The sequence below is a fragment of the Massilia sp. genome, assembly GCF_031995545.1.
Lineage (GTDB): Bacteria > Pseudomonadota > Gammaproteobacteria > Burkholderiales > Burkholderiaceae_D > Telluria.
Genome location: NZ_DAMAGA010000001.1, coordinates 70,657 through 97,546 on the forward strand (window position 1 = coordinate 70,657; position 26,890 = coordinate 97,546).

At 64.8% G+C, this 26,890-nt stretch carries 24 protein-coding genes and 2 tRNA genes; 9 read left to right on the top strand and 17 right to left on the bottom strand.

What is annotated here, in order from left to right; translation table 11 throughout:
• The gene (locus RTQ83_RS00365; protein ID WP_312510531.1) at positions 1 to 648 is read left to right on the top strand and encodes a GTPase; all 648 of its coding nucleotides are present in this window, start codon (positions 1 to 3) and stop codon (positions 646 to 648) included.
• A 192-nt stretch (positions 649 to 840) separates the two neighbouring features.
• Here RTQ83_RS00365 and RTQ83_RS00370 read toward each other — a convergent pair whose 3' ends face one another.
• From RTQ83_RS00370 to RTQ83_RS00400, 7 genes are all read right to left on the bottom strand, one after another.
• A complete protein-coding gene (locus tag RTQ83_RS00370) occupies positions 841 to 1,389 on the bottom strand; it encodes a hypothetical protein (RefSeq protein ID WP_312510532.1) in 549 nt (182 codons plus the stop codon).
• Between the two features lies 1 nt (position 1,390).
• Complete coding sequence (locus RTQ83_RS00375) at positions 1,391 to 1,843, bottom strand: hypothetical protein (protein ID WP_312510533.1); 453 nt, start codon at positions 1,841 to 1,843, stop codon at positions 1,391 to 1,393.
• A 2-nt stretch (positions 1,844 to 1,845) separates the two neighbouring features.
• Positions 1,846 to 2,187 (bottom strand): hypothetical protein, encoded by a 342-nt coding sequence (locus RTQ83_RS00380; protein ID WP_312510534.1) that lies wholly within the window; start codon positions 2,185 to 2,187, stop codon positions 1,846 to 1,848.
• Positions 2,184 to 3,101: an ATP-binding protein gene (locus tag RTQ83_RS00385; protein ID WP_312510535.1), complete on the bottom strand. Its 918-nt coding sequence runs from the start codon at positions 3,099 to 3,101 to the stop codon at positions 2,184 to 2,186. The genes RTQ83_RS00380 and RTQ83_RS00385 overlap by 4 nt, the downstream gene beginning before the upstream one ends.
• A 393-nt stretch (positions 3,102 to 3,494) precedes the next feature.
• Positions 3,495 to 3,584: transfer RNA gene (locus tag RTQ83_RS00390), tRNA-Ser, on the bottom strand.
• Between the two features lie 157 nt (positions 3,585 to 3,741).
• Positions 3,742 to 5,358, bottom strand: coding sequence for a RimK family protein (locus tag RTQ83_RS00395; RefSeq protein ID WP_312510536.1), 1,617 nt, complete (start codon positions 5,356 to 5,358; stop codon positions 3,742 to 3,744).
• A 135-nt stretch (positions 5,359 to 5,493) separates the two neighbouring features.
• Positions 5,494 to 6,051, bottom strand: coding sequence for a GNAT family protein (locus RTQ83_RS00400; protein WP_312510537.1), 558 nt, complete (start codon positions 6,049 to 6,051; stop codon positions 5,494 to 5,496).
• 160 nt (positions 6,052 to 6,211) lie between these two features.
• Between RTQ83_RS00400 and RTQ83_RS00405 the strand changes: the two genes are divergently transcribed.
• From RTQ83_RS00405 to RTQ83_RS00415, 3 genes are all read left to right on the top strand, one after another.
• Positions 6,212 to 6,928: a hypothetical protein gene (locus RTQ83_RS00405; RefSeq protein ID WP_312510538.1), complete on the top strand. Its 717-nt coding sequence runs from the start codon at positions 6,212 to 6,214 to the stop codon at positions 6,926 to 6,928.
• Between the two features lie 91 nt (positions 6,929 to 7,019).
• Positions 7,020 to 7,346: a hypothetical protein gene (locus RTQ83_RS00410; RefSeq protein WP_312510539.1), complete on the top strand. Its 327-nt coding sequence runs from the start codon at positions 7,020 to 7,022 to the stop codon at positions 7,344 to 7,346.
• Complete coding sequence (locus RTQ83_RS00415; RefSeq protein WP_312510540.1) at positions 7,336 to 7,842, top strand: N-acetyltransferase; 507 nt, start codon at positions 7,336 to 7,338, stop codon at positions 7,840 to 7,842. The genes RTQ83_RS00410 and RTQ83_RS00415 overlap by 11 nt, the downstream gene beginning before the upstream one ends.
• A gap of 3 nt (positions 7,843 to 7,845) precedes the next feature.
• Here RTQ83_RS00415 and RTQ83_RS00420 read toward each other — a convergent pair whose 3' ends face one another.
• The 7 genes from RTQ83_RS00420 to RTQ83_RS00450 all read right to left on the bottom strand — a co-directional run bounded on the left by RTQ83_RS00420 (position 7,846) and on the right by RTQ83_RS00450 (position 16,828).
• On the bottom strand, positions 7,846 to 9,897 hold the full coding sequence (locus RTQ83_RS00420; RefSeq protein ID WP_312510541.1) for a TonB-dependent receptor: 2,052 nt from the start codon (positions 9,895 to 9,897) through the stop codon (positions 7,846 to 7,848).
• Between the two features lie 193 nt (positions 9,898 to 10,090).
• Positions 10,091 to 10,180: transfer RNA gene (locus RTQ83_RS00425), tRNA-Ser, on the bottom strand.
• 109 nt (positions 10,181 to 10,289) lie between these two features.
• Positions 10,290 to 11,585 (bottom strand): serine--tRNA ligase, encoded by a 1,296-nt coding sequence (gene serS, locus RTQ83_RS00430; RefSeq protein ID WP_312510542.1) that lies wholly within the window; start codon positions 11,583 to 11,585, stop codon positions 10,290 to 10,292.
• 194 nt (positions 11,586 to 11,779) lie between these two features.
• On the bottom strand, positions 11,780 to 11,959 hold the full coding sequence (locus RTQ83_RS00435) for a hypothetical protein (RefSeq protein WP_312510543.1): 180 nt from the start codon (positions 11,957 to 11,959) through the stop codon (positions 11,780 to 11,782).
• 193 nt (positions 11,960 to 12,152) lie between these two features.
• Entirely contained in the window at positions 12,153 to 13,469 is a 1,317-nt protein-coding gene (locus tag RTQ83_RS00440; RefSeq protein WP_312510544.1) for a replication-associated recombination protein A, read from the bottom strand.
• Positions 13,470 to 13,568: 99 nt separating this feature from the next.
• Complete coding sequence (gene lolA, locus RTQ83_RS00445; RefSeq protein ID WP_312510545.1) at positions 13,569 to 14,207, bottom strand: outer membrane lipoprotein chaperone LolA; 639 nt, start codon at positions 14,205 to 14,207, stop codon at positions 13,569 to 13,571.
• 71 nt (positions 14,208 to 14,278) lie between these two features.
• Entirely contained in the window at positions 14,279 to 16,828 is a 2,550-nt protein-coding gene (locus tag RTQ83_RS00450) for a DNA translocase FtsK (RefSeq protein ID WP_312510546.1), read from the bottom strand.
• Positions 16,829 to 17,112: 284 nt separating this feature from the next.
• Here RTQ83_RS00450 and trxB point away from each other — a divergent pair, with 284 nt between their 5' ends.
• From trxB to RTQ83_RS00465, 3 genes are all read left to right on the top strand, one after another.
• Entirely contained in the window at positions 17,113 to 18,078 is a 966-nt protein-coding gene (trxB, locus tag RTQ83_RS00455) for a thioredoxin-disulfide reductase (RefSeq protein WP_312510547.1), read from the top strand.
• Positions 18,079 to 18,102: 24 nt separating this feature from the next.
• On the top strand, positions 18,103 to 18,780 hold the full coding sequence (locus tag RTQ83_RS00460; protein ID WP_312510548.1) for a Smr/MutS family protein: 678 nt from the start codon (positions 18,103 to 18,105) through the stop codon (positions 18,778 to 18,780).
• A gap of 165 nt (positions 18,781 to 18,945) precedes the next feature.
• Positions 18,946 to 21,135, top strand: a complete 2,190-nt coding sequence (locus RTQ83_RS00465; RefSeq protein WP_409456069.1) for an ATP-binding protein — start codon at positions 18,946 to 18,948, stop codon at positions 21,133 to 21,135.
• A 22-nt stretch (positions 21,136 to 21,157) separates the two neighbouring features.
• On the opposite strand, the gene RTQ83_RS00470 is transcribed toward RTQ83_RS00465, so the two are convergent.
• Positions 21,158 to 22,264, bottom strand: a complete 1,107-nt coding sequence (locus RTQ83_RS00470) for a DUF1176 domain-containing protein (RefSeq protein WP_312510551.1) — start codon at positions 22,262 to 22,264, stop codon at positions 21,158 to 21,160.
• A gap of 106 nt (positions 22,265 to 22,370) precedes the next feature.
• On the opposite strand from RTQ83_RS00470, the gene RTQ83_RS00475 reads away from it, so the two are divergent.
• Complete coding sequence (locus RTQ83_RS00475) at positions 22,371 to 22,976, top strand: trimeric intracellular cation channel family protein (RefSeq protein ID WP_312510553.1); 606 nt, start codon at positions 22,371 to 22,373, stop codon at positions 22,974 to 22,976.
• 54 nt (positions 22,977 to 23,030) lie between these two features.
• Here RTQ83_RS00475 and RTQ83_RS00480 read toward each other — a convergent pair whose 3' ends face one another.
• A complete protein-coding gene (locus RTQ83_RS00480; protein ID WP_290418999.1) occupies positions 23,031 to 23,369 on the bottom strand; it encodes a P-II family nitrogen regulator in 339 nt (112 codons plus the stop codon).
• Between the two features lie 24 nt (positions 23,370 to 23,393).
• Positions 23,394 to 25,442, bottom strand: coding sequence for an NAD(+) synthase (locus RTQ83_RS00485; protein ID WP_312510861.1), 2,049 nt, complete (start codon positions 25,440 to 25,442; stop codon positions 23,394 to 23,396).
• Between the two features lie 154 nt (positions 25,443 to 25,596).
• Between RTQ83_RS00485 and RTQ83_RS00490 the strand changes: the two genes are divergently transcribed.
• Positions 25,597 to 26,757: a GNAT family N-acetyltransferase gene (locus RTQ83_RS00490; RefSeq protein WP_312510554.1), complete on the top strand. Its 1,161-nt coding sequence runs from the start codon at positions 25,597 to 25,599 to the stop codon at positions 26,755 to 26,757.
• Positions 26,758 to 26,890 lie beyond the last annotated feature (133 nt).

Sequence of the window (26,890 nt, forward strand, 5' to 3'; positions counted from 1 at the left end):
GTGTGGTGGCTCGCAGTACCGGTAGTCATCGGGGTGGGAAAGCTCATCTATGAGGTCATGACTGACGAAAGTGCCGCGCAGCCCACGCCGGTGCCGGATACCGCGCTCGTCAACAACCTGCGCGCGCTGCGCGAACTGACCCGCAAACCCGATCCCCGCCGGGTAGCTTTTCTGGGACAACCCGGCGCTGGCAAATCGACCATCGTCAGTAAGCTGTCGAACGGGCGCGCGCGCCCCGCTCCGGTGATCGGGGTGAATACAGATGCCACCAACTGGGCAAAGTATACCGGGGTCGATCTGCTGTGCAGATGGGAGCGCCGTGAGGCGGCCGATGTGCCGGGGTATGACACCAGTGCGCACCCGGTCTCGGCGTTCGTGCAACACTTTCCGTTTGAGAACTTCGGCAAGATTTGCCTGGTCGTCCACGGCAAAGTGCATGCGGCCGACGTTGCAATCTATGAAGCGATCCGCCGGCACGGCATTGCGCCGATCGTCGTGCGTAGCCGCGCCGAGTCGGTCGACGCCCCAGACCGCGAAACGGTGCGAAACGACCTGTGCCGACAATTCTCCGGGCTGGCGCCCTCTTCGGTCGTGTTCGTCAGTAGCCGTACCGGCGAAGGCATCAAGGAACTACGTGGGCGGCTGTAAGCGCCCATGTAGGCGTTCCCGTGGTAGCGGCCGTAGCGCGAGCGCCGCCAGGCGGGAAGATCATCGGCCGTAGCCGCGTTGCCGGTTTCCGCAGGGATCGCGCACGGAATCAGGCAGACGGCGCACACGGCCCGCACAGCCACACGCCCCTGACGGAAGCGCCGCTCCGGCCGCCGCCGCTGCATTATGGCCTCATACCTCGACCGTCAATTCGACCGTTCTCATGCCTTCGGAATAGGTCCGTTCTTCGGTCCACCTGTACAAGACTGGCTTGTCGAGCATGATCTCCAGGTCGCCGCTGGCCACGAAGGCCTCGACGTGCTGACGTACTTTCGCTTCCGGCAGCGCAGTCGCCTTGGCAACGTCCGAGAGCGAGCCGATCTGGCGACACAAGAAATACGCGCGTACCGCAGCCTTGGCGCGCCCCTCCACCGCGTTGCCATAGATGGCAAGCGGGATGACGGTCAAGGCTGCGTATGCATAACCGGAATACGTGAAGTCATATTCGGGCAAGAAGCGCGTCAACAAAAAGTATCCGCTCGACAGAAAGGCCGACAGCACTGCCAGGCCAAGTGCTTCCTTTACCGGAATCAGCAGGCACATCACATAGATTGCCAGCGTCGGAAAGCTGACCATGTCGAACGGTGGTGTGTCGCTAGCTCCGATCCAGTAATTGGTCGACAGGATCACGAAGATATTGACGCCGGCTCCAATCGGGAAAATTGCACGGGCAAGCCACATGTCAAGGCTGCTCCGGATCCAGCACTTCGAACTCGACCTTCCCTGCGCGCTGCACCTCGGTCAGCGCTTCCGGCGTCAGGTGCGTGGTGCGAAGCGGGCCGGAGCTAGTCTTCTTCGACACCCACTTGCCGGCGGCGTTCTGGAAATAAAGCTCAGCGGTACAACTGATGTGGTTGGCGTCCGCTTGCGCCAGGATCAGCTTCCCGGAAACGTAGTGCAAGCCCTCTTGCCGCTTGGCGGCGATGATCAGGGCATCGCACGGCTGCTCATAGCACTTGACCATTTCAAGCACCGATTTCGGCTGCGGGATCGAGGTCAGGTTCTCGACGAAAGCGCTGAACAACTTGTTCAGGTCGAGCGCTGCTTCCCTGACCGTGGCGCGGATCTCGTGCACATCCTTGAGAATCGAGCTGCTGACACCGACATCACGAAACATTTCCTTGTCCAGACCCATGATCAACCCTCCAGCTCGAGTTCGAGTTCCTTGGTGACGTCGACGGCGGTACCGCGTTGACGCTTTACCTTGTCAAGGATGTCCTTCGGCACGTCCGATTCACTGACTTCGCGTGTCACGATTGTTTCTTGCCAGCGTCCCTGCTCGTCCTGGCTGTAGCTCTTGGCGATTTCCTTGATAGCCTCGCCTACCTTACGCACAAAAATCTTGACGCCGGCGACGACCTTCGCAACCACTTCCCGCACCTTTTCGACTACCCGCTTCAACCAGTCGACCAGATCCTTCCAGAACGTCGCGGCAACCAGCGCCAGCGCGGCGCCAAACAACAAACCAATAAAAATCATGCATTTCCCCTGATCGCTTGAGCGGCAAATTCTGCCGAAATTTCTCTGGTGACGATGTGTGTCTTGCCGGCATTGGCATGCTTGCCTGCCAGGATTGAGCGTACTGCGCTGTCGAGGTCCGTATGCAGCACGGTCCTGCCTCCACGCTCTGCAGCCGAGAATGCGGCCAGCAACACGGCGTTGGCGATATCGCTGCCCGACAGCCCGTCGTGGACACGCGCGATGGCCTCGAAATCGATGGTATGCGGCATCGCCGCAGGAACGTAGAGCGAATACAGCTGGCGGCGGCAGATTTCATCCGGCAGCGTGAAGTGCACATGCGCCAGGATGCGACGCATGAAGGCAGGATCGAAATTCTCGATGAAGTTGGTGGCAAACAGAATCGTCTTCTCGTAATCGTTGAGAAGGTTCAGGAGCACCGAGCGTGTCTGATTCACGCTGGTATCCGTCGCATTGCTCATGTTCGTGACGCGCTTGCTCAGCAGGGCATCGGCTTCATCGAAGAAGATGACAGCATCGGTCTCGTCCGCATGGCGGAACAGCGACACCAGGTTTTTCGGTGTCTCGCCAACATATTTCGATTCGATCTCGGCGTAGTTCACGATCAGCAGCTTCTTGCCGAGCTCGTTTGCGACCGCATGCGCCGCCATTGTCTTGCCGGTTCCGGGCGGACCATAGAAGTTGAGACAAATTCGCTTCGCATGGCGATGCGTATGCTTCAGACCCCACTGCTGAAATACCAGATCTTGATGACGCCTGAACGCCAGCGCCCGGTCGATCTGGGTCCGCGTCTCGCGCGGCAGAATCAGGTCGTCAAAAACATACTTTGGATCACTTAACGCAAATGCCCGAGCGGGTGCTGCCTTTGCCGGGGGTTGCCCTTCGGTCGTATCGACACGACTTCCAATGCCCATCAGTACTGCCTCTCATCATTTATAGTGCCATAAAGAAATTGAACATCAGCAACTTTTTTCCAGTATGACAACCACAAGTTGTTATGTTGAATAGAAGCAACAGGACAAGATATATTCTGAGTGACAAGCAACACATTGAAGTGTTATCTAGGTAACTGCACGGGATCCAGCATGGGGATATGCACGGCTGCGACCCTGTCCAATTAAGGGTGGAGAGGTTACGGTAATACATGGTGGTCGTGGGAAAGGCGGAAATCGGCCGCATCACTGGTCATGCACGACGAGCAATGCCGCACACAGTCGCCAAGCGCTAATATGGATTGCCACCTGCCAGGATAGAATCCGAGTCGAGAAAGCAAAAGGCCCTCACAAGGAGGGCCTTTTGGTACTACTTGGCGGAGAGGGTGGGATTCGAACCCACGGTACGGTCACCCGTACGCCTGATTTCGAGTCAGGTACATTCGACCACTCTGCCACCTCTCCTGATTCGGTCGATTCTCGCTGTGAGCTGCGAGAGGCCGCATTATAGCGGAGACCTGGCGAAAGTTGCAAGTGATCCGTAGCAACCCGTAGCAACCATTGAATGTCCCCGAAACCTGGTGCGCGACACGGACGATGCCGGCCACCACCAGCGGGCGGATCACGGCGCAAGTGCGCCCCGGTGCAGCAGGTCCAGACGGCGCACCATCTCGCCCAGCACGACCCGGTACAGCTCGTCGCCCAGCACGCTGTCTTCGGCGCCGGCGTCGATGTTCGGGTTGTCGTTGACTTCGATGACCACCGGGCCGCGTGGCGTCATCTTCATGTCCACGCCGTACAGGCCGTCGCCGATCAGGTTGGCCGCTGCCAGCGCCTGCGCCAGCAGTTCCTGCGGCACCTCGCACAGCGGCACGGCTGCCGCCATCCCGAACTCGGCCTTGCCGTCGGCGTCGCGCTTGGCCACCTGCCAGTGGTCCTTCGACATGAAGTACTTGCTGGCGAAGACCGGCTGGCGGTTCAGCACCCCGATGCGCCAGTCGAAGTCGGTGTACATGTACTCCTGCACCAGGATCAGTGCCGACTGCTGCAGGAGTTCGCGCGCGGTGCGCTGGAAGTCGACGGCGTCCTTCACCTTGACCACGCCGCGCGAAAACGCGCCGTCGGGAATCTTCATCACCATCGGATAAGCGATTTGCGCCTCGATCGCGGCCAGGTCCTCGATGCCGGCCTTTTGCAGGGTGAAGGTGCGCGGGGTCGGCACGCCGTGCAGGCGCAGCAGGTCGGCCAGATAGACCTTGTTGGTGCAGCGCAGGATCGAGCCCGGGTCGTCGATCACCACCAGCCCTTCACTCTCGGCCTTCTTGGCGAACAGGTAAGTGTGGTGGTTGACGGCGGTGGTCTCGCGGATGAACAGGGCGTCGAATTCGGCCAGGCGCGAAAAATCGTGGCGTCCGATCGGCTCCACCTCGAGCCCGAGTTCGCGTCCGGCCGCGCCGAAGCGCGCCAGCGCGCCTGGGTTGCTCGGCGCCAGCTCCTCGTGCGGGTCGTGCAGCATGGCGATGCGGTAACGGTAGCGGCGCGCGGCCGGCGCCGCCGCCGGCAGCCCCCGGAAGCCGCGCAGCGCGGCGGCGCAGGCGGCGCGCTGGCGTTCGCCCAGCGCGCCCAGGTGCTGCATGCGGATCGCGGCGATATGCCAGCTGTCCTCGTCGCGCGCGAAGTCGACCCGCATCAGCGGCGCCGGGAAGGTCATGAAGATGCTGCGTGCCAGCTGCGCCAGCGGCGTGTAGTCGGTGCCGCCGAATACGATATCGAGCGAGAACCCGGCCGGCATCGGCATGCCGCTGCCCTGCTCCAGCGCCTCGTTCAGGGCGCGATCGAGTTCGCCGGTGTCGAGCGTATAGATCGCCTTGCGCGACAGGTCGTTGATGGTCTTGACCGACGGCAGCACCTGCTGTCCGCGCGCCTGCGCCATCAGCGAGCAGTAGTAGCCGACCGACAGATACTTGTAGCTGCGGCACAGGTTGATCACCAGCGGCGGCTGGCCCTGCGCCGCCGCGGCGCCGGCCAGGAAGTCGGTGGCCTCGACCACGGTGCAGCCTTCGGCGTCCGGCCAGTCGGCGCCATGGTCGACCACCACCAGCATGCGCGGCGTGGCTTTCTTGCGCGCCGATGCCAGGGTGATGGTGCGCTTTCGGGGCGGGTCGGGGTCGGGATTGGCATCAAGGGATGCAGTGGCCGCGCGCGGCGCGGCGGGGACTATCGTACGAAGCGTGGTCATGGTGAACTGCCGGAGTTGATCGGGTGGCGCCGGGCACGGCGGCGCAGCGCAGGACCGACTCTACCGGCGGCGCCGTAAAAACCGCGTAAAGATTCTAGGCCGCCGGGATAAGCGGCTATAAACGCCGCATCCTTGTCAAGCCGGCCAGTCGCGCCGCAGCAGCGCCCACAGCTCGACGTCGCGCGCCTGGCCGCCGACCTGCCAGCGCGCCTGCAGTCGGCCCTCGCAATGAAAGCCGAGACGGCGCAGGAGCGCGCGCGAGGCGCCATTGCGCGGATCGACTTCGGCCTCGATCCGCGCCAGGCCAAGCGCAACGAAGCCATGCTTGACCAGTGCCTGCACGGCCTCGCGCCCCAGGCCCTGGCCCCAGTACGCACTCGCCAGCAGGTAGCCGAGCGTCGCGCGCCGGTGCTGGGGGTGGATGTCGAACAGGGCGCAGCTGCCGGCCAGGCGCCCGTCGCGATGCGTGACCAGCACCAGGTGCAGCGCGCGCCCGGCCGCCAGGTCGGCGCGCGCCTCGGCCACGGCATCGAGCGCCTGGTGCCATTCGCTCCACGGCGCGTGGCTCCAGTGGCGCATCACCTGCGGGTCGCCGTACAGCGCCAGCAGGTCGGCGGCATCGCATTCGGCCGGCAGGCGCAGGCGCAGGCGGTCGGTGATCAGGTCGTCGAATTCGGGGGCGGACATCGGCATGGCATCGCTGCGGTAGTAATGGAACGGCGCAGCGTAGCGCGCTTGCGGGCCGCACGGTGCGCGCGTTTACACGGCATTGGCGGGCGCCATGCGGTCTTTTTCGGTTTTTTTACCGGCCCCTTGCTACGCTTGAACGCATCGCATTTGCCTGGAGAGCTTCATGATCATCGCCATCGTCAACCAGCACGGCAACCCGGAACGCAGCGTGGTGGCGCGCAACCTGGCGGTACTGCGCGCGCGCAGCGGCCGCCGCGTGTGCTTGATGCACGCCGACGGCGCGCGCACCATGTTCGGCGCCGCCACGGGCACGGATTGGGGCAGCGAGCGCAGCGCCACCGGGGTGCGCCCATGGATCGACACGCGCCACGTCGGCAGCCGCGCGGTCAAGGCACGCCTGGCCGCCCTGCGCCCGCTGTTCAACGACATCCTGATCGACGCCGGCGCGCGCGACACCGAGGAATGCCGCTGCGTGCTGGCCGCGGCGCGGCTGGTGCTGGTGCCGGTGCGCGGCGACGCCATCGACCTCGACGCCCAATACCGCCTGCTCAAGCGCCTGAACGCCGCGCGCGGCTTCAATCCCGGGATGCGGGTGCTGTTCGTCGCCGTCACCGGCGCCGCCGGCCCCGGCGCGCAAGAGCGCGCGGCGGTGCTGGCGCACGTGGCGCGCGTGGATGGTGCCACCCTGGCCGCCACCGTGCTGCATGCGCCATGCGCCCTCGACTACGGCCCGGGGCGCTGCGTGTGCGACGCCGAGACCTGCGACCCGGAGCGCGCGTCCGAGATGCATGCGCTATGCCGCGAGGTATATGCGCCGGCGCCGCGGCTGACATTCGTGCCCGAACTGCAGATGGGCGCGGCGCACGCGCTGTACCGCTGATAGTGCCTTTACGGCACCGACGCGACTATTTGCAGTCTTTTTACACGTGCCTGGCTAGACTGGGCCGGTCCCATCGACAAGGAGAGGCATCATGTGGCAATCGACTTCCCGCTATCCGTCCCAGCAGCAGGGGGCGGACCGGCAGCACCATCACCCGCACGCCAGCATGGTCTGGCTCCAGGTCGATGCGGCGTCGAGCGAGCGGTTGCGCGCGGTGGTGATCCGCGCCGGCGGCGACGCGGTGCGCTTCCTGCGTATCGATGCCTGCGCCGCCCAGGCACATTGCGGCACGGTGCGCGCCCTGCTGTGCGTGGAAACCGATGCCTGCGCGGCGCTGCGCGCCGAAGTATTGCGCCACCTTCCGGCTTGCGCCTGGCAGGTGGCGCCACGCCGCGGCGAGGCCCTGCATGCGTGCTGACCGGATCGTGCGCTATGCCCCGCTCGGCGGCGCCCTGAGCGGCAGCGGCTCCGTTCGCCGCGCGTGGCGCGACGACTTGGCGGCGCTGGTCGCGATCGAGAACGCCAGCTTCCCCGGTGACCGGCTAGACCGGCGCCGCTTCCGCTACCTGCTGGCGCATGCGCACGGCGTGATCCTGGTCGACACGGCGCCGGACGCCAGCCTGCGCGGCTATGTGCTGCTGCTGTTTCGCTCGAATTCGCCGATCGCGCGCGTGTATTCGATCGCCACGCATCCCCACTACCTCGGGCAGGGGGTAGCGGCGCGCCTGCTGCAGGCCGCCGAACAGCTGGCACTCGACCACGGCCACAGCCGCCAGCGGCTCGAGATCCGGGTCGACAACACGCCTTCGCGCACGCTGTTCGGGCGCCACGGCTACCGCGAGTTCGGCCGCCATACCGCCTACTACCATGACGGCATGGATGCGGTGCGGCTGGAAAAACCGCTGCAGCGCTGAGCGCTACATCTTGAAGTTCAGCGACAGGTAAGCAGAGCGCCCTGGCCCAGACGAGAACATCGGCTGGTACTGGTTGGCCGGCCAGAAGAAATTGTCGTACCACGCGTATTCGTACTGGCGATCGGCCAGGTTGCGCACCTGCAGGTCGATGCTGACCCGCGGCGACAGCGCGTAGCGCAGGTTGGCGTCGAACAGCACGAAGCCGCCGTACTTGCCGAGCTCATTCGGGCTGTCGACAAAGTAATTGCCCTGCGCCCTGCCCTGCAGGCCGACGCGCAGGCGGTCGGAATGGCGGTATTCGAGGCCGGCATTGCTGATGTGGCGCGGTGTCGAGAACACTTCCTTGCCGGCCAGGGAGACGCCGTCGGCGCCGAATGCGCGGGTCACTTCGGCCTTTTGCAGCGAATGCGAGACCCACAGGTCGAGTTTATCGAGCACGCGCGTCGAGAACTGCAAGTCGACGCCTTCGCGCCGCGTCTCGCCCAGGCCGACCGTGGTGCCGGTGGCCGGCATGTTGGCCACTTCGTCGGTCGCGTCCTGGCGCCATACCGCCAGGCGCAGGTCGGTGCGCGGCGCCGGCTTGAACTTGACGCCGAGTTCCTTGCCGGTGTTGATCGAGGGCTCGAAGGTGCCTTGGCCCGGCACCAGGTAGGCCGGCCCGCCGGAGCCGGTCAGGACCTGGAAGGTGCGGCCCCAGTTGGCGTACACACTGACACTGTCGACCGGGCTGTAGACCATGCTCAGCTTGGGCTGGTCGATCCAGCCCGAATCCTGCAGCCGCCCTTCGATACCGGTGGTGCGCGCCAGCGTGTGGCCGTTGAACTTGTCGACCCTGTAGCCGGGGACGATCTTGAACCCGTCGAACGGGCGGATGATCGCCTGCACGTAGGCGCCGACATTGTCGAAGCTGTAGCGGTCGTCGTTCTGGATCTGCACCGGCGTGCTGAAGTCGGTTGGCAGCGCGTAGGCGAAGCGCTGGCGGCCGTAGCCGTTGTCCTGTTGTTCGGTGTTGATGCCGGCGTCGAGGGTGACTTGGTCGCTCGTGCGCCAGGTCAGGTTGCTCATGAAGCCGACCTGCTTTTCATCCCACAGGCGGCGCTGGCGCGGCGCGCTGCCGGCCGGGTTGCTGGTGAAGGTGACGCGGCGGTCGTCTTCGTACTTGTTGTAGTAGACCTTGTTGCTGAGGAAGGCGTCGGGCGAGATCTGCCAGTCGAGGTGGGCGCTGGCGTGGTGCATGTCACGGTCGCTGCGGTCGTTGGCATTCTTGGCCGGGGACTGGCGCCGGTCCTGCGCCAGCTCGGCGGCGGTCAGGAAGCCCGGCTCGCCGGCTTCGTGGTGGTAGGTGCGCAGCACCAGGCCGGCTTTGAGCTTGTTGTCGTTCGAGGTCAGGAACCACTTGCCGCCCAGCGTGTACTTCTTCGAATCGGTACCGCGGTATTCGTCGGAGTCCTGGCGCGCAAGGATGTAGTTCTGGGCAAAGCCGTTGGCGTCGCGGCCCACCGCGAGCTGCCCTTCGACGGTGTTGTAGCTGCCGTAGGTGAGGCGCGCATCCGTGTAATTGCCGCCCTGGCGCGTGCCGAAGTTGATGTTGCCGCCGATATTGTGCAGGCCGTAGCGCGGATCGTTGGTGCCGCGCACGACTTCGACGTAGTCGACCTCCAGGGGGAAGATCATGTCGATGAAGCGCTGGTTGCCGCTGTTGACGTTGCTCGGAATGCCGTCGATCAGCACCTTGATGCCGTTGATGTAGCCTTCGCCGTTGAAGGCGCGGAAGGTGGCCTTGCCCGACTCGGCGCCCATGCGGTATTCGGTGAGCTGCACGCCCGGCAGCTGGCCCACCAGCTCCCAGCTGGCGATCACGTTCTTGTCTTCGACCTTGTCGGCGCCGAGCACGTCGACCGAGGTCAGGACGCTGTTGCTCACCAGCGGGCCGTTGCTGCGTTGGGCATTGACGCGCACCTCGCCCATCACGATCGTGGCGTCCTGTGCCTGCACAGTGGAACTGAACAATGGCAGGACCGCGGTCAGGGCCAGCGGGAGCAACTTCTTCTTCATCGACGATTATCCTTGTATGAAAACGGCATGGGTATTGCGTTTCGATAATGATACCTCATTCTCATTTATCTGGACAATCGTTGTGCAGCTAGCGCAAAGCAAAATCCCCGGTCTCGCGGTGCGATCCGGGGTTTAGCCTTGCCTGGCTCAGAAATGAAAAAAGCCACCTGTCGGTGGCTTGTTCCATGCTACTTGGCGGAGAGGGTGGGATTCGAACCCACGGTACGGTCACCCGTACGCCTGATTTCGAGTCAGGTACATTCGACCACTCTGCCACCTCTCCTGATTCGGTCGATTCTTGCTGTGAGCTGCAAGAGACCGCCATTATAGAGACATTCTGGAAAAATGGAAGGGTAATTTATTCGAATCACATCACCTCTTCCATTTTCGCGTCAGGCTGCAGGCGCCAGACGCTCCAGCCCGCCCATGTACGGACGCAGCACTTCCGGAATGATCACGCTGCCGTCGGCCTGCTGGTAGTTCTCCAGCACCGCCACCAGGGTACGGCCCACCGCCAGGCCCGAGCCGTTCAGGGTGTGCACCAGTTCCGGCTTGTTCTGGGCATTGCGGAAGCGTGCGCTCATGCGACGGGCCTGGAAGCCTTCGCAGTTCGACAGCGACGAGATCTCGCGGTAGGTGTTCTGCGCCGGCAGCCACACTTCCAGGTCATAGGTCATCGCGGCCGAGAAGCCCATGTCGCCGGTGCACAGCTGCATCACGCGGTACGGCAGGCCGAGCGAGGTCAGGATGAATTCGGCCTGGCCGACCATTTCTTCCAGCGCCGCGTACGACTGCTCCGGATGCACCACCTGGACCAGCTCGACCTTGTCGAACTGGTGCTGGCGGATCATGCCGCGCGTGTCGCGGCCGTAGCTGCCGGCTTCCGAGCGGAAGCACGGGGTGTGCGCGGTCATCTTGATCGGCAGTTCGTCGAGCGCCACGATCTCGTCGCGCACCACGTTGGTCAGCGACACTTCCGAGGTCGGGATCAGGTAGAAGTTCTCGCCCTCGCCTTCCGCGCCGCCCTTCTTCACCGAGAACAGGTCGGCTTCGAACTTCGGCAGCTGGCCGGTGCCGCGCAGCGAATCTGCATTGACCATGTACGGGGTGTAGCACTCGGTGTAGCCGTGCTTGCCCGTATGCGTGTCGAGCATGAACTGCGCCAGCGCGCGATGCAGGCGCGCCATGCCGCCCTTCATCATCGAGAAGCGCGAACCGGTGACCTTGGTCGCGGTCTCGAAGTCCAGGCCCAGGCGCTCGCCGATGTCGACGTGGTCGCGTACTTCGAAATCGAATTCGCGCGGGGTGCCGACCTTGCGCACCTCGACGTTGCCGCTTTCGTCCGTGCCTTGCGGGGTGCTTTCGTGCGGCAGGTTCGGGATCGCGGCGATGAAGGTGGCCATCTTGGCCTGCACATCGGCCAGCGCGACTTCGTTGGCCTTGAGCTCGTCGCCCAGTCCGGCGACTTCCGCCATCACGGCAGTGGTGTCTTCGCCCTTACCCTTGAGCATGCCGATCTGCTTGGACAGCGAGTTGCGCTTGCCCTGCAGTTCCTCGGTACGCGTCTGGATCGACTTGCGCTCCGATTCCAGCGCGTTGAAGGCGCTCACGTCGAGCTGGAACTTGCGGGTTGCCAGGCGCGCGCTAGCGGTGTCGATGTCTTTGCGGAGAAGTTGGATGTCAATCATGTCGGGGTGGACTGGTGTATGTCGAAAGCACAATTGTACCAAGCCGACCGCGTTTCTTTGCTTGTTTCGTAGGGCAGTTCGTTGCAAGCAGCGAAGCTCGTTATGTACCGCTTGCTTGCTCGCTTATTTACTTACTTACCTACTTGCTTGCTTCCTCTCTTGCCCGCCGGCGGCCGAGGCCGCCCGGCGGCGGCTCAGTGTGCGGCCAGGCGCGGTGCGGTGACGACCACGGTCTGGATGGTAGCCATGTCGATCGTCGGTGCGGTCGATTCGCGGATCTCGACCGGACGCTCATTGGCCATGGCGAAGCTGGCGGCCAGGCCCAGCGCTGCGGCGGCGAGGAACAGGGCTTCGAAGTTTTTACGGATGTTCATGATGCGCTCCTTTGGGGTGGTGCCTGCGGTTGGTATGGTGGTACTGTAGCCACCACGCCTTCGCATCGCCATCGGCTTGCGATGAAGCGCGTGAAATGCGGTGCAGGATGCGCGAATGCGCGACCGGCCGCACGATGGCGGCCGGTTGAGCGAACTTCAGGGATGTTGGCGGCGCAGGGCCGCGGCGTGCTACTTACGTGGCGTCGCCGGTGGCGCGCGCGTCGTCGTCCAGGCTGCGCAGCCAGGCCATCTTCTCGGCGATCTTGGCTTCCATCCCGCGCGGCACCGGCTGGTACCAATTCGGTTCAGCCATACTGTCCGGCAGATAGGTTTCGCCGGCCGCATACGCATGCGGCTCGTCGTGCGCGTAGCGGTATTCATGGCCGTAGCCGAGTTCTTTCATGAGCTTGGTAGGCGCATTGCGCAGGTGTACCGGCACTTCGCGCGACTTGTCCTTGCGCACGAACGCCATCGCCGCATTGAAGGCGTTGTAGCCGGCATTGCTCTTGGCCGCGATGGCGAGATAAATCACCGCTTGGCCGAGCGCCAGCTCGCCTTCGGGCGAGCCGAGCCGCTCGAAAGTAGTGGCAGCGTCGTTGGCGATCTGGATCGCGCGCGGGTCGGCGATGCCGATGTCTTCCCATGCCATGCGCACGATGCGGCGCGACAGGTACTTGGGATCGGCGCCGCCGTCGAGCATGCGGCACAGCCAGTACAGCGCCGCGTCCGGATGCGAGCCGCGCACCGACTTGTGCAGGGCCGAGATCTGGTCGTAGAAATTGTCGCCGCCCTTGTCGAAGCGGCGCGCGTTGAGCGTCAATGCGTTTTCGACGAACTCGGGCGTGATGCGGGTGACGCCGGCGGTGTCGCTTGATGTCTTGGTCTGTTCCAGCAGATTGAGGAAGCGGCGTGCGTCGCCGTCGGCATAGCCGACCAGCGTATCGATGGCGAGCTCGTCGAACTCGAGGTGAGGCAGCGCCTGCTCGCGAGCGCGTGCCAGCAGCTGGCGCATCTCATCGTCGCTCAGCGCTTTCAGCACGTACACCTGTGAGCGCGACAGCAGCGCGGAGTTGACTTCGAACGAAGGATTCTCGGTGGTGGCGCCGATCAGCGTCACCAGGCCGCTTTCGACGAACGGCAGCAAGGCATCCTGCTGCGATTTGTTGAAGCGGTGGATCTCGTCGATGAACAGGATGGTGTGCTTGCCGCGCGCCAGATACTGCTCGGCCTGCTCGATCGAGGCGCGGATGTCCTTGACGCCCGACAGCACCGCCGACAGCGCGATGAATTCGCAATCGAAAGCGTACGCGGTCAAGCGCGCCAGCGTGGTCTTGCCCACGCCCGGCGGACCCCACAGGATCATCGAATGCGGCTTGCCCGACTTGAAGACCAGGTTCAGCGGCTTGCCGGGCGCCAGCAGATGGCTCTGTCCGACCACCTCGTCGATGGTGCGCGGACGCAGCAGTTCGGCCAGCGGCGCGGCCGGTTCGGTCTTGAATAAATCATCCATGGCGCGCTCCTTGGAAGCATGGCGCATGAAAGGATAATTGCGAATGGTTGTGCATGGCCGTAGTGTAGCCGATGCACGCGCGCACCGTTATGTGGACGACTACTGGTTGACGACGTCGGCGCCCTTCGGCGTGTCGAACTTGAACTGTTGCGCGCCGAGCGCAGGATTGCGCTGGAAGTTGGTGAACTTGAGCAGCGAAGTCTGGCCGAAGGTGTCCTTCAGCTCCATCGCCAGCGGCACGCCGCCCTTCAGGCCGATGCTGATCTGCTCGAACGAGGTGTCCTTCGCCTTCGGGGTGGCATTCAGCCACTCCAGGCCGTCGCGTTCGCCGGCTTCGGTAAGGGTGAAGTTCTGTTCCAGGTTGTTGCTGCCGAACAGGATGGCGGCCGGGGACGAGCCCAGGGCGTTGCCGAGTTTACGCACGGTGACCTGGTTCAGGTCCTTATCGTAGATATAGAGCTGGTCGCCATCGGCTTGCAGGATCTGTTCGTAGGGCTTCTGGTAGGTCCAGATGAACTTGCCGGGGCGGGCGAAGACGAAGGTGCCGCTCGAGATCGGGTTTGGCTTGCCGGCTTTTGGCTTGCCCAGTTGTTGCTGGGTGAAGTCACCCTTGGCCGACTTGGTGCTGGCGACGAAGGATTTGAACTGGTCGAGGGCAGCGGCGCTTGCGGCGCCCGAGAAAGCGAAGGCGCCGGCAGTGAACAGCGCGGCGATGGTCAGTTTGGTCGTTGCTTGCATGCGGTTCCTTTTTTTGTTGTTCGGGCCTGCCCGGCGAGATTGCATCGTCCAGAAGAACGGTCAAGCGCGCCTTATTCCGCGCTCGCCGCCGGTACCAGGATGTCGCGGTTGCCGTTCGACTGCATCGGCGACACCACACCACTGGTTTCCATCTGCTCCAGCAGGCGCGCGGCGCGGTTGTAGCCGATGCGCAGGTGGCGCTGCACCAGCGAGATCGAAGCGCGGCGGTTCTTGAGCACCACCTGCACCGCCTGGTCGTACAGGGCGTCGGACTCGCCGCCGCCCTCGCCGGCCATGGCGTCGCCGCCACCGGCGCCGCCCTCTTCCAGCGTGCCGCCTTCGAGGATGCCTTCAATATAATTCGGCTCGCCCAGCGACTGCAGATGTTTTACAACTCGATGCACTTCGTCGTCCGAGACGAACGCGCCGTGGACGCGGATCGGCAGGCCGGTGCCGGGCGGCATGTACAGCATGTCGCCCATGCCCAGCAGTGTCTCGGCGCCCATCTGGTCGAGAATCGTGCGCGAGTCGATCTTGGACGAGACCTGGAACGCGATCCGGGTCGGAATGTTTGCCTTGATCAGGCCGGTGATCACGTCGACCGACGGACGCTGGGTCGCCAGGATCAGGTGGATGCCGGCCGCACGCGCCTTCTGGGCGATACGCGCGATCAGTTCCTCCACCTTCTTGCCGACCACCATCATCAGGTCGGCCAGCTCGTCGATGATGATGACGATGGTCGGCAGTTTTTCCAGCGGCTCCGGATTGTCCGGCATGATCGAGAACGGGTTCGGGATGTGCTCTTCGCGCTTGGCCGCCTCCAGGATCTTGCCGTTGTAGCCGGCCAGGTTACGCACGCCCAGCTTACTCATCAGCTTGTAGCGGCGTTCCATCTCGTTCACCGCCCAGTTCAGCGCGTGGCCGGCCTGGCGCATGTCGGTCACGACCGGCGCCAGCAGGTGCGGAATGCCTTCGTAGACCGACATCTCCAGCATCTTCGGGTCGATCAGGATCAGGCGCACGTCAGCCGGATCGGATTTGTACAGCAGCGACAGGATGGTGGCGTTGATGCCGACCGATTTACCGGAACCGGTGGTACCCGCCACCAGCAGGTGCGGCATCTTGGCCAGGTCGGCCACCACCGGTTTGCCGGCGATGTCCTTGCCCAGCGCCACGGTCAGACTCGACGGACTGTCGCCGTACACCTTGGAACCGACGATCTCGGTCAGGCGCACGATCTGGCGCTTCGGATTCGGCAGCTCCAGTGCCATGTAGTTCTTACCAGGGATCGTTTCGACCACGCGGATCGAGGTCAGCGACAGCGAACGCGCCAGGTCGCGCGCCAGGTTGACGATCTGGCTGCCCTTCACGCCGGTGGCCGGCTCGATCTCGTAGCGGGTAACCACCGGGCCCGGATAGGCGGCCACGACCTTGGCTTCGACGCCGAAGTCGGACAATTTCTTTTCGATCAGGCGGCTGGTGAATTCGAGCGTCTCGACGCTGACCGATTCCTGCACCGGCGGCGCTTCGTCGAGCAGGGCCAGCGGCGGCAGGCCGCCCTCGCTCGCGTGCTCATGGAACAGCGGCGTCTGGCGTTCCTTTTCGGCGCGCTCGGATTTCGGCACATTGACCATCTGCGGCTCGATCTTGATGCTCGATGGTGGCGCTGCGGCGGGCACCCCGGCCGGCGCCTTGGCCAGACCGGTCGCCGGCGCGACGGTGGGCGCAACGGCGGCGGCGGCCGCGATCGGCGCCGCGGTGGCGGCACCCGGCGCGCGCGGCGGTTCGAGGTCGAAACTCGGCTCGGCCTTGACCACCGCGATCGGCGCGTCGGCATGCTTTTCGGTGAACTTGGCGCGTTCGCTGACCACGGTCTCGTCGCGCTTGACGGCCGCCACTTCGCCCTGGCGCCGGTCTTCGATGTCTTCCATGCGCAGGCGGAACCAGTCCATCGTGGTCTCGATCGCGCCACCGATGCGCTCGGCCACAGCCAGCCACGACACCTGGAAGAACAGCGAAAAGCCCAGGCCGAACAGCAGCAGCATCAGCAGCGTGGCGCCGGTGTAGCCGAAGGCGACGTGCGACGCGTGGCCGATCAGCTGGCCGAGCACGCCGCCGGGTTTGCGCGGCAGCTCGACGTCCCAGGCCCACATGCGCAGGTATTCCAGGCCGACGCTGCCGGCGAACATGAAGGCGAAGCCGATCCAGCGCACGTACATCTCGCCGTGGTGCTCGGGCTCGGCCGCTGCGCCGAGCTTGTCGGTCAGGCGCTGCCAGCCGCGCCACACCTGGCGCAGGAAAATCACGCCCCACCACCAGGCCGAGAAGCCGAAGATGAACAGCAGCAGGTCGGACAGCCAGGCGCCGGCCTTGCCGCCCAGGTTGGCGATCTTCGGCACCGCGTTGGCATGCGACCAGCCGGGGTCGCCCTTGCTGTAGCTGACCAGGATCAGGACGAAATACAAAAAGGCAACGGCGCCCGCGATCCAGCGCGCTTCCGAAATCAGGCGCGACAAGCGGCCCGGCAGCGGCTGGCGCGCGCTGCTGCGGCCGCCGGCGCTGGCGCCGGTGCTCTTGGTCCGTGTGTAACCGGAGGAACTAACTTGGCTGTTCTTGCTCATTGCGGGGTACTGCTGAAGTAAGTGCTATCGACGATCCGACCATTCTAAGCGATATACGGCTGCGTTGCCCCTACGATTCATGCTCATCTGCATCGTCATCCTTGTCCTCGTCTATAATCTGCGGTCCCGGTTTTCACTCTGACGCACACGGCCGGCGCGGGCACAAGCCCTGCGACGAACTACGCCGCCCCTGCAGGTCGCCCTTGATTACGGTCAGGGTCGCCCCACATAGGTGTGTGTCCAGATAACAACCAAATCAACAACCACACTACGTTAGCGCCGTCATGACTACTACCAAACACGCCAAAGTCCTCATCCTCGGTTCCGGTCCAGCCGGTTACAGCGCCGCCGTCTACGCCGCGCGCGCCAACCTGAAACCGATGCTGGTGACCGGCGTCGAACAGGGCGGCCAGCTGATGACCACCACCGATGTCGAGAACTGGCCGGGCGACCCGCTGGGCGTGCAAGGTCCGGAACTGATGCAGCGCCTGCTGCAGCATGCCGAGCGCTTCAACACCGAGATCGTGTTCGACCACATCCACACGACCTATCTGAACGAGAAGCCAATTCGCCTGGTCGGCGACAGCAACACCTATACCTGCGACGCCCTGATCATCGCCACCGGCGCCTCGGCCCAGTACCTGGGCCTGGAATCGGAACAGGCCTTCATGGGCCGCGGCGTGTCGGCCTGCGCCACCTGCGACGGCTTCTTCTACCGCAACCAGGAAGTGGCGGTAATCGGCGGCGGCAACACCGCGGTCGAGGAAGCGCTGTACCTGGCCGGCATCGCCTCGAAGGTGACCGTGATCCACCGCCGCGACAAATTCCGCGCCGAGCCGATCCTGATCGACCGCATGATGCACAAGGTCGCCGAAGGCAAGATTGTGTTGGAAACTAACCACACCCTGGACGAAGTGCTGGGCGACGCCAGCGGCGTCACCGCCCTGCGCCTGAAGTCGTCGGTGAGCGGCGAGACCAAGGAACTGAAGGTCCACGGCCTGTTCGTGGCGATCGGCCACAAGCCGAACACCGGCATCTTCGAAGGCCAGCTGGACATGCAGAACGGCTACATCAAGACCCGCTCCGGTACCGAAGGCATGGCCACCGCCACCAACATCCCGGGCGTGTTCGCCGCCGGCGACGTGCAGGATCATATCTACCGCCAGGCAATCACCAGCTCGGGCACCGGCTGCATGGCCGCGCTCGACGCCCAGCGCTACCTGGAAGCCCTGGAAGACGATCCAAAGTAAGTAACGCAGCAGGAAGGAACATCGATGGCGGGCATGAAGGACTTCGCTGAACTGAAGGGTTTGCGCGACCGGCTCAAGGAAGAAGAGCGGGTGCGCGCCATCGAGCAGGCCGAGCGGGAAAAGCGCGAGCGCATCGCGCGCGAACGCGCGGTCGAGTTCCGCACCTCGATGGAAGGGGTGCACAAGCTGCCCGAGTCGGACCGCTACGTGCACCGCCCGGTGTACGTGGCGCCGAACCGCGCGGCCGCAGCCAGGGCCGAACTCAGCCCCGAGGAAGAAACCGCCGCGGTGCTGCGCGAATCGCTGTCCGACCTGTTCGACGTCGAAGGCATGCTGGATGAAGACCCGGCGCTGAGCTACACGCGCGATGGCGTCGGTTCCGATGTCGTCAAAAAGCTGCGCAAGCGCCACTGGCCGATCCAGGACGAACTCGACCTGCACGGCCTGACCCGCGACGGCGCGCGCGACGCCCTGACCGATTTCCTGCACCGCGCTAACCGGCGCGGCGTGCGCTGCGTGCGCATCATCCACGGCATCGGCTACGGTTCGCCACGGGGCGAACCGGTGCTGCGCGGGGTGGTGCACAGCTGGCTGGTGCAGAAGAACGAAGTAATCGCCTTTTGCGCCGCCGGCCGCTCGGATGGCGGCCACGGCGCCCTGATCGCCCTGCTGCGCCCTGCCTTGCACGATCTTCACGATTGATTCAGATGCGGATGGACGGCATTATGATGTCGTGTGACAATTTGTCGTTTCAAAGTTGCATTCGCGCCATAAAGTGTCTGTTAATTGTAGAATTCCTGTCAGCCGGACATTCCCGGTGCTGTCGATAAAAGGTGGTGTGATTTGAAGGCAATCCAAGCAGTGCCGATGGAGCATGGACGCCAGGTGGACCTGGCCTCCTGTGCGGACGAGCCGATCCATATTCCTGGCTCGGTCCAGCCCCATGGCGCGCTGCTGTTCTTCACGCCCGACGGCCTGCTGGCAGGGTGGAGCGCGAACGCCGCCGTCATGCTCGGCATCGCGCCGCAGCTCGGCGCGCCCTACGGCGAGCTGGGCTTGCCGGCCTGCGCGCGCGAGATCATTGCCGACTGCATCGGCCTGGACGAAGGCGATGTCGCCCCCAGCGTGTGCGCCGCCACGATCGGCGAACGCGACTTCGATTGCGTCGCCCACGCCTCGTATGGCCGCATCGTGGCTGAATTCGAAACGCGCGAAGTGCCGGCCGACGAGGTGTCGCAGTTCGCGATCCGCGCCCACGGCTCGATCGACCGCCTGCGGCGCCAGAAGACCATCGAAGGACTGCTCGCGGCCGCCGTCCAGCAGGTGCGCGAGTTCACCGGCTTCGACCGCGTGATGGCCTACCGCTTCCGTCCCGACGACAGCGGCGACGTGGTGGCCGAGAGCCGGCGCGAGGATCTGGTGGCCTACCTCGGCCAGCGCTATCCGGCCGGCGACATCCCGGCCCAGGCGCGCCGCCTGTATATCCTCAATACCCTGCGCAACATCGTCGACATGGACTACGCCGCCGTGCCGCTGCTGGGCGAACCGGACGCGGCGCCGCTCGACATGAGCTTCGCGCTGCTGCGCAGCGTGTCGCCGGTGCACATCGAATACCTGAAGAACATGGGCGTCAACGCCTCGATGAGCGTGTCGATCGTGATCAACGGCCGCCTGTGGGGCCTGATCGCCTGCCACCACATGTCGCGCAAGCTGGTGCCGTACGCGATCCGGATGGCGGCCGACGTGCTGGCCCAGGTAATGGCCTCGACCATCTACAGCATCGAGGCGCGCCTCGATGCCGACCTGGCCGAGCAGTCGGCGCGGGTGCGCACCGCGATGGTCGAGTCGCTGCTGCTGGACGACGACCCGGTGGATACGCTGGGCCAGCACGCGCGCGCCATGATGGCCGCGTCCGGCGCCCAGGCGCTGCTGGCGTCCCAGCACGGCAAGACCGAGGTGTTCTGCGCCGGCCTGGGCGGCGCCCCCAAGGAACTGCCCGAGGGCCTGGCCGAAGCGATCATCGCCTCGCTGCCCGACAACCAGCACGACCTGGTGGTGCGCGAAATGACGGCCGACTGGCCGGCGCCGCTGCAGCCACAGGTCGGCAAATGGGTCGGGCTGCTGGCCCTGCCCTTCGACCCGCTGTCGCACGGCTGGTGCGTGCTGCTGCGTACCGAACAGATCGAACAGGTGGCCTGGGGCGGCCGTCCCGACAAGATCGCCGCCGGCCCGCTCGGCGAGCGGCTGACGCCGCGCGGCTCGTTCGACGCCTGGTACGAAACGGTGCGCGGCTGCGCCCACCCATGGGAACCGGCGGTGCTGGCCAACGCGCGCCTGACGCTGGCCGAACTGGTGCGCGCGATCAGCTCGCACCGGGCCCAGACCGAGGCCACCCGCGCCCAGCTGCTGGCGATGCTGGGCCACGACCTGCGCGACCCGCTGCACTCGATCAATATGGCCGGCATGGTGCTGGAACGCACCGGCAGCGCCACCAGCAACCAGCCGACGCTGGGCAAGCGCATCCAGTCCTCGACCAACCGCATGCAGCGCATGATCGGCCAGGTGCTGGACATGAGCCGCATCGACCGCGGCATGGGCCTGGGCGTGGCGCTGGAGCCGGTGGAGCTGTCGGCGCTGATCGACGACCTGCTGGACGAGGCGCGCATGGCCTACCCGACCCTTGCGTTCGACGTCGAATGCGATGAAGCGGCGACCGTGAAAGCCGACAGCGGGCGCCTGGCGCAGGTGTTTTCCAACCTGCTGAGCAATGCACGCCACCACGGCGAGCCGGGCAAGCCGATCGGTGTCTGCCTGCGCCGGCGCGATGGCCACGCGGTCATCGAGGTGTCGAACGTGGGCCAGCCGATTCCGGCCGATGTGGCGGCGACGCTGTTCAACCCATTCAAGCGCACTTCGCTGAACAATCCACGCAACCGCACCGGCATGGGCCTCGGCCTGTACATCGCGCAGCAGATCGTACGCGAGCATCGGGGCGAGATCCATTACCGCCACCAGGACGAGCGCGTCATCTTCGAAGTGAGATTGCCGTTAGCGTAATGTAGGGTCGGCCTCGGCGGCCCTACCGTTTCACTTCGCTGACCAGGGTCGGCAACACCCACGCGCCGCCCGCCGTGATCCCGCGGCACATGCCGGTCGTGAGCGATTCCGCATGCACGAAGCGCTTGCCGTCCCACACCCAGGTATCGCTGGCATAGCAGTCGCCGATCCCGCGCCCGCGATGGGTCGCCTGGATCACGCCGTTCTCGTAATCGTTGCCGAGCAGCGTCACCATGGCCGCGGAAAACGGCGCGCTGCTGCTCACCACCCAGTAGCCGTAGCCTTCGTTATAGGCCCCGCGCCAGCAGCGCGCGCCGACCAGCATCTTGTCCCTGGCCAGCGGTTCGAACACGAAGGCGTTTTCGCCGGTCGCTATTTGCGCCAGGTCGCCGCATTCTTCGCTGCCAGCCGTCTTGCGCAGCGCCGCCAGCAGGCGCCGTTCGGCGTCGCGCCCGATCGGACGCACTTCCCCGTGCGGCACCCGCGCCAACCTGACGCTCAGCGGCGGCAGCGGCGGCAGCACTTCCTCGTTGGGCTTGTTCCCCTTGCGGATCGCGGCGCCGCGCGTACCCAGGCGGCCCTGGAATTCGTCCATCTTGAGCAGCACTGCGGCCGCGCCGCGGCCGGACAAGGTCCAGGTCTGCCCGCCGCCTTGCCAGGTCACCTTGCCGCTGGCGGCCACCGCCTTCACCAGTGCGGCGACCTGCGCGCGCGAAAGCGTCGACGAGGGCTGGCCGCGCTCCAGTTCCACCGTGCCGAGCGAGCGGCCGTCGATGCGCATCGCCAGCAGCGGCGGCATGGGCGCGGCATTGTCGAAGTCGCCCAGGCGCAGCTCGGCCACGATCGGCTCGCCCGGCCCGGCCTTGCGCTGCAGGAGCACGGTGACCGGCGTGGTGCTGCCGTCTTCTTCGTGGTAGCCGGCGGCGCGGCAGGTGCGGGTGTTGTCGCAGGCCAGCTCCCAGTCGAGGTGCTCGAAACGTACCTGCGGCAGCGTGTGTTCATGTGCGCCGCTGAACGGGTCGGCGTGCGCGCTGGCCACGCACAATGTGGCGGTAAATGCGGCAAGGAGGACGGCGGATGCGGCGCGCAGGTCATGACGCGGCGCGCCGCACTGAAGGTGAAACGGCATCGTAATCTGGTCTTTCCGGGACCGGCGCCGGGCGGCGCTCGAAATCCCTTACGTGAAGTTCGGGTCGCATGGTAGTCTAACAACACCATCCGCTTTCCGCTGCTGCATGACCCTCATCAAGTTCATCGAAATCATGGCGATCCTGGTCGGAGCCTTCTCCGGCTTCATCGAGGCACGGCGCAAGCGCATGGACCTGGTCGGGGTGTTCACCGTGGCCTTCATCACCGCGTTCGGCGGCGGCACCCTGCGCGACATCCTGCTCGACAAGCGTCCGCTGTTCTGGGTCACGCACCAGGAGTACGCGATCGCGATCTTCGTGCTGGCGCTGGTGGCTTCGCCGCTGATCCGCACCCTGCGCCAGATCGTCTCGGAACGCCTGATCGTGATCGCCGACGCCGTGGGTCTGGGACTGTTTTCGATCGCCGGGACCTCGGCCGCGCTGGCGGCCGAAATGCCGATCTTCATCGCCTCGATGATGGGCGTGATCACCGGGATCTTCGGCGGCGTGCTGCGCGACATCGTGTGCAACGAAGTGCCGATGGTGTTCCGGGACGGCAAACCGTACGCGATCTGCGCTTTCATCGGCAACTGGCTGTTCCTCATCATGGGCAAGTACGGCGTGTCGTACGACTTCGCGCTGTGGTCGAGCGCGTTGTTCATCAGCGGGTTGCGGCTGTTCGCGTGGAAGTTCGATATGCGGATGGGGCGCTGAACCTGAGGTTGATCCGTTAATGTAGGGTTGGCGGCTATGCCGCCAACCCTACGATCAGACCGCGTCGGCGCCGGTTTCGCCGGTGCGGATGCGGATCACCTGCTCGACGTTCTGCACGAAGATCTTGCCGTCGCCGATCTTGCCGGTGCGCGCGGCCTTGATGATGGCGTCGACCACCGACTCGGCCATCGGGTCGTCCACCACCACCTCGATCTTCACCTTCGGCAGGAAGTCGACCACATACTCGGCGCCGCGATACAGCTCGGTGTGGCCCTTCTGGCGGCCGAAGCCTTTCACTTCGGTGACCGTCAGGCCGGTCACGTTCACCTCGGCCAGCGCTTCGCGCACTTCGTCGAGCTTGAACGGTTTGATCACGCAGGTAATCTGTTTCATGGTGTTGGTCCTCTCTGATGCGGATTAATCGGGGATGTTGGCCAGGTCGTCGAGCCAGACAGTGGCTTCGGAATCCGACGGCGCGCGCCAGTCGCCGCGCGGCGACAGCGAACCGCCGTTGCCGACCTTCGGCCCGTTAGGCACGCAGCTGCGCTTGAACTGGCTGGTCTTGAAAAAGCGGAACAGGAAGATCGACAGGTTGCGCTTGATGTCGCCGAGCCCGTACTGGTTGCGCGTGCCCTCTTCGCTCGGCCAGCGGCCCAGCGCCGCGTCCTGCCACGCCGAATAAGCGAGGAAAGCGACCTTGGTCGGCTTGAAGCCGTAGCGCAGCGTGTAGAACAGGTTGAAGTCCTGCAGCTCGTAAGGGCCGATCTTGTCCTGCGTGCTTTGCGCGGGCTTGTCGTCCTTGTCGCCGCCGGGCACCAGCTCGGGGCTGATCTCGGTGTCGAGGATGTTCAGCAGCACCTGTTTGCCGCCTTCGACCAGCAGGCCGGTGTCGGCGACCCAGCGCACCAGGTAGGAGATCAGGGTCTTGGGCACGCTGGCATTCACGTTGTAGTGCGACATGTGGTCGCCCACGCCATAGGTGCACCAGCCCAGCGCCAGCTCGGACAGGTCGCCGGTACCGATCACGATTGCGTTGTGGAAGTTCGCGAGACGGAACAGGTGGTTGGTGCGCTCGCCGGCCTGCACGTTCTCGAACGTGATGTCGTATTCCGCCTTGCCTTCGCTGTACGGGTGCCCCAGGTCCTTGAGCATCTGGATGCAGCTCGGGCGGATGTCGATTTCCTGCTGGCTGCAGCCGACCGCGGTCATCAGGTCGCGCGCCTGGCGCAGCGTGCGATCGCTGGTGGCAAAGCCCGGCATCGTATAGGCCAGGATATTCGTGCGCGGCAGGCCGAGACGGTCCATCGCCTTGGCGCAGACCAGCAGCGCGTGGGTCGAATCGAGCCCGCCCGAGACGCCAATCACCACCTTCTGGATGCCGCTCGAGGCCAGGCGCTGGATCAGGGCCTGCACCTGGATGTTGTAGACCTCGGTGCAGCGTTCGTCGCGCCGCGCACGGTCGGCCGGCACGTAAGGGAAGCGCTCGATGTTGCGCTTCAAGGGCAGCGTTTTTTCCATCGGGAGATCGAGCTCGAGCTTGACAACGCGGAAGTTCGACACCTCATTTGCATGGCGCCGCACCGATTGCGTGAAGGTGGTCGCCTTCATGCGCTCGGTGGACAAGCGATCGAGGTCGACGTCGGCATAGATGATGTGCGAGTCGTCGCTGAAGCGTTCCGACTCGGCCAGCAGCTCGCCCTTTTCGTAGATCAGCGACTGGCCGTCCCAGGCCATGTCGGTGGTCGACTCGCCGCGGCCGGCCGAGGTGTACAGATACGCCGCCATGCAGCGCGCCGACTGCTGGGATACCAGCTGGTGGCGGTAGCCGCTCTTGCCCACCACGACGTTCGAGGCCGACAGGTTGACCAGCACCGTGGCGCCGGCCATCGCCGCGAACGAGGACGGCGGCACCGGCACCCACACGTCTTCGCAGATCTCGACATGGAAGCGCAGCAGCGGCAGATTGGCGACCTCGAACAGCAGGTTCGCACCGAAGGCGATCAGCTCGCCGAACAGCTCGATCTTGTCGACCGCCGCACAATCCGCGGGGGTGAACTGCCGGGATTCGTAAAACTCGCCATAATTAGGCAGGAAACTCTTGGGCACCACACCGAGCACCCGGCCATTGGCGACCACCACCGCGCAATTGAACAGCATGTGGTTGACCCGCAGCGGCATGCCGACGATCATGGCCAGCGGCAGCGTGCGCGATTCTTCGACGATCGCCTGCAGGCCGTCGAGGCAGGCGTCGAGCAGCGCGCGCTGGTGGAACAGGTCGTCGCAGGTGTAGGCGGACAAACCGAGTTCCGGGAACGCGACCAGGGCCGCGCCTTCAGCGGCGGCCTGGCGCGCCAGGACGATGGTCTGTTCGACGTTGTAGGCCGGGTCGGCGATGCGCACGCGCGGGATGGCCACGGCGACGCGCGCGAAATGGTGCGAATAGAGATTAAAGAATCGGCTATTAATTCGGCTGTTCATGGTTGTTCTTTCGCGTTGTGACAGGCGCAGGGTAACCCGGGAGCGCGATCCGGCGGCGCATGCCAACCCGGCCGCGGGACGATCCGCCCAACTGTCATTACCCGACCGCTGTCATGCTTTTTCTTCTTAGATGGAAGACATTTTGAATTATCGCACGCATATCGTTTCAAGCCTGTCGGAGATCGGCCAGCAACGCTGGGATGCGCTGGTCCGGCAGCAGGCGCAGCCGACCCCATTTCTCTCCTACGCTTTCCTGCACGCGCTGCATGAATCCGGCAGCGCCGCGCCCGATACCGGCTGGCAGCCGCAATACCTGGTACTGTTCGACGAGGCGGACGACAGCCTTACCGCCGCCCTGCCCCTGTACGTCAAGGGCCACTCGTATGGCGAATACGTGTTCGATTGGGCCTGGGCCGACGCCTACGCGCGTAACGGCCTGGACTACTATCCCAAGCTGCTGTCGGCGATCCCGTTCACGCCCGTGGCAGGCGGCCGGCTGCTGGCGCGCGATGCCGATGCACGCGCGGCGCTGATCGACGTGCTGGCGGCAACCCAGCGCGCGACCGAGGTGTCGTCCACCCACGTGCTGTTCCCGCCGGAAGAAGAAGCGATGGCACTTCGCGAGGCCGGCTTCCTGCTGCGTAGCGGCGTGCAGTTTCACTGGCTGAATGCCGGCTACGACAGCTTCGACGCTTTCCTCGCCACGCTCGAGCAGAAAAAGCGCAAGAACATCCGCGCCGAGCGGCGCAAGGTGCATGAAGCGGGCGTGACGCTGCGCCGGGTGCGCGGGACGCAGGCGACGCGCGAGGACTGGGTGCTGTTCAACCGCTGCTACCGCAACACCTACCGCGAGCACCATTCGACGCCCTACCTGAACCTGGACTTCTTCCTGCGCATCGGCGAGGCCATGCCGGACAATATCCTGCTCGTGATCGCGGAGCGCGAAGGCCGGCCGATCGCGGCCTCGCTGGTGATCCACGATGCCGACACGCTGTACGGCCGCTACTGGGGCGCGCTGGAACATGTGCCGTGCCTGCATTTCGAAGTGGCGTATTACCAGCCGCTGGAATTCTGCATCGAACAGCGTATCGCCACCTTCGAGGGCGGTGCCCAGGGCGAGCACAAGATGGCGCGCGGCTTCCTGCCGACCCGCACCTGGTCGGCGCACTGGCTGGGGCATCCGGCGTTTGCGGATGCGGTCGAGAATTTCCTCAAGCGCGAAGCGGGCGGGATCGACGACTACATGGATGAGCTCAATGAGCGCACGCCGTTTCGCAACCGCGCGCCCGACCGAGCAGATTGAGGCTAGGGCAGGCAGCTAGGCGGTGCGCTGGACGCGCCTGGCGATGCGCCGCCCGTCCCCAGTTTCGTCCGGCCGTAAAAAAACCGGACCCTTGCGGATCCGGTTTTTGATCGAGGCGGCGCCTGGAGGACGC

Coding starts and splice junctions, on each gene's coding strand:
- RTQ83_RS00400 (WP_312510537.1), bottom strand. CDS start 6,051: ATGCCGATGTCCGCCCCCGAATTCGACGACCTGATCACCGACCGCCTG.
- RTQ83_RS00465 (WP_409456069.1), top strand. CDS start 18,946: ATGGAGCATGGACGCCAGGTGGACCTGGCCTCCTGTGCGGACGAGCCG.
- RTQ83_RS00475 (WP_312510553.1), top strand. CDS start 22,371: ATGACCCTCATCAAGTTCATCGAAATCATGGCGATCCTGGTCGGAGCC.
- RTQ83_RS00470 (WP_312510551.1), bottom strand. CDS start 22,264: ATGCCGTTTCACCTTCAGTGCGGCGCGCCGCGTCATGACCTGCGCGCC.
- RTQ83_RS00460 (WP_312510548.1), top strand. CDS start 18,103: ATGGCGGGCATGAAGGACTTCGCTGAACTGAAGGGTTTGCGCGACCGG.
- RTQ83_RS00375 (WP_312510533.1), bottom strand. CDS start 1,843: ATGGGTCTGGACAAGGAAATGTTTCGTGATGTCGGTGTCAGCAGCTCG.
- RTQ83_RS00405 (WP_312510538.1), top strand. CDS start 6,212: ATGATCATCGCCATCGTCAACCAGCACGGCAACCCGGAACGCAGCGTG.
- lolA (WP_312510545.1), bottom strand. CDS start 14,207: ATGCAAGCAACGACCAAACTGACCATCGCCGCGCTGTTCACTGCCGGC.
- RTQ83_RS00410 (WP_312510539.1), top strand. CDS start 7,020: ATGTGGCAATCGACTTCCCGCTATCCGTCCCAGCAGCAGGGGGCGGAC.
- trxB (WP_312510547.1), top strand. CDS start 17,113: ATGACTACTACCAAACACGCCAAAGTCCTCATCCTCGGTTCCGGTCCA.
- RTQ83_RS00440 (WP_312510544.1), bottom strand. CDS start 13,469: ATGGATGATTTATTCAAGACCGAACCGGCCGCGCCGCTGGCCGAACTG.
- serS (WP_312510542.1), bottom strand. CDS start 11,585: ATGATTGACATCCAACTTCTCCGCAAAGACATCGACACCGCTAGCGCG.
- RTQ83_RS00385 (WP_312510535.1), bottom strand. CDS start 3,101: ATGGGCATTGGAAGTCGTGTCGATACGACCGAAGGGCAACCCCCGGCA.
- RTQ83_RS00380 (WP_312510534.1), bottom strand. CDS start 2,187: ATGATTTTTATTGGTTTGTTGTTTGGCGCCGCGCTGGCGCTGGTTGCC.
- RTQ83_RS00480 (WP_290418999.1), bottom strand. CDS start 23,369: ATGAAACAGATTACCTGCGTGATCAAACCGTTCAAGCTCGACGAAGTG.
- RTQ83_RS00415 (WP_312510540.1), top strand. CDS start 7,336: ATGCGTGCTGACCGGATCGTGCGCTATGCCCCGCTCGGCGGCGCCCTG.
- RTQ83_RS00370 (WP_312510532.1), bottom strand. CDS start 1,389: ATGTGGCTTGCCCGTGCAATTTTCCCGATTGGAGCCGGCGTCAATATC.
- RTQ83_RS00420 (WP_312510541.1), bottom strand. CDS start 9,897: ATGAAGAAGAAGTTGCTCCCGCTGGCCCTGACCGCGGTCCTGCCATTG.
- RTQ83_RS00395 (WP_312510536.1), bottom strand. CDS start 5,358: ATGACCACGCTTCGTACGATAGTCCCCGCCGCGCCGCGCGCGGCCACT.
- RTQ83_RS00450 (WP_312510546.1), bottom strand. CDS start 16,828: ATGAGCAAGAACAGCCAAGTTAGTTCCTCCGGTTACACACGGACCAAG.
- RTQ83_RS00435 (WP_312510543.1), bottom strand. CDS start 11,959: ATGAACATCCGTAAAAACTTCGAAGCCCTGTTCCTCGCCGCCGCAGCG.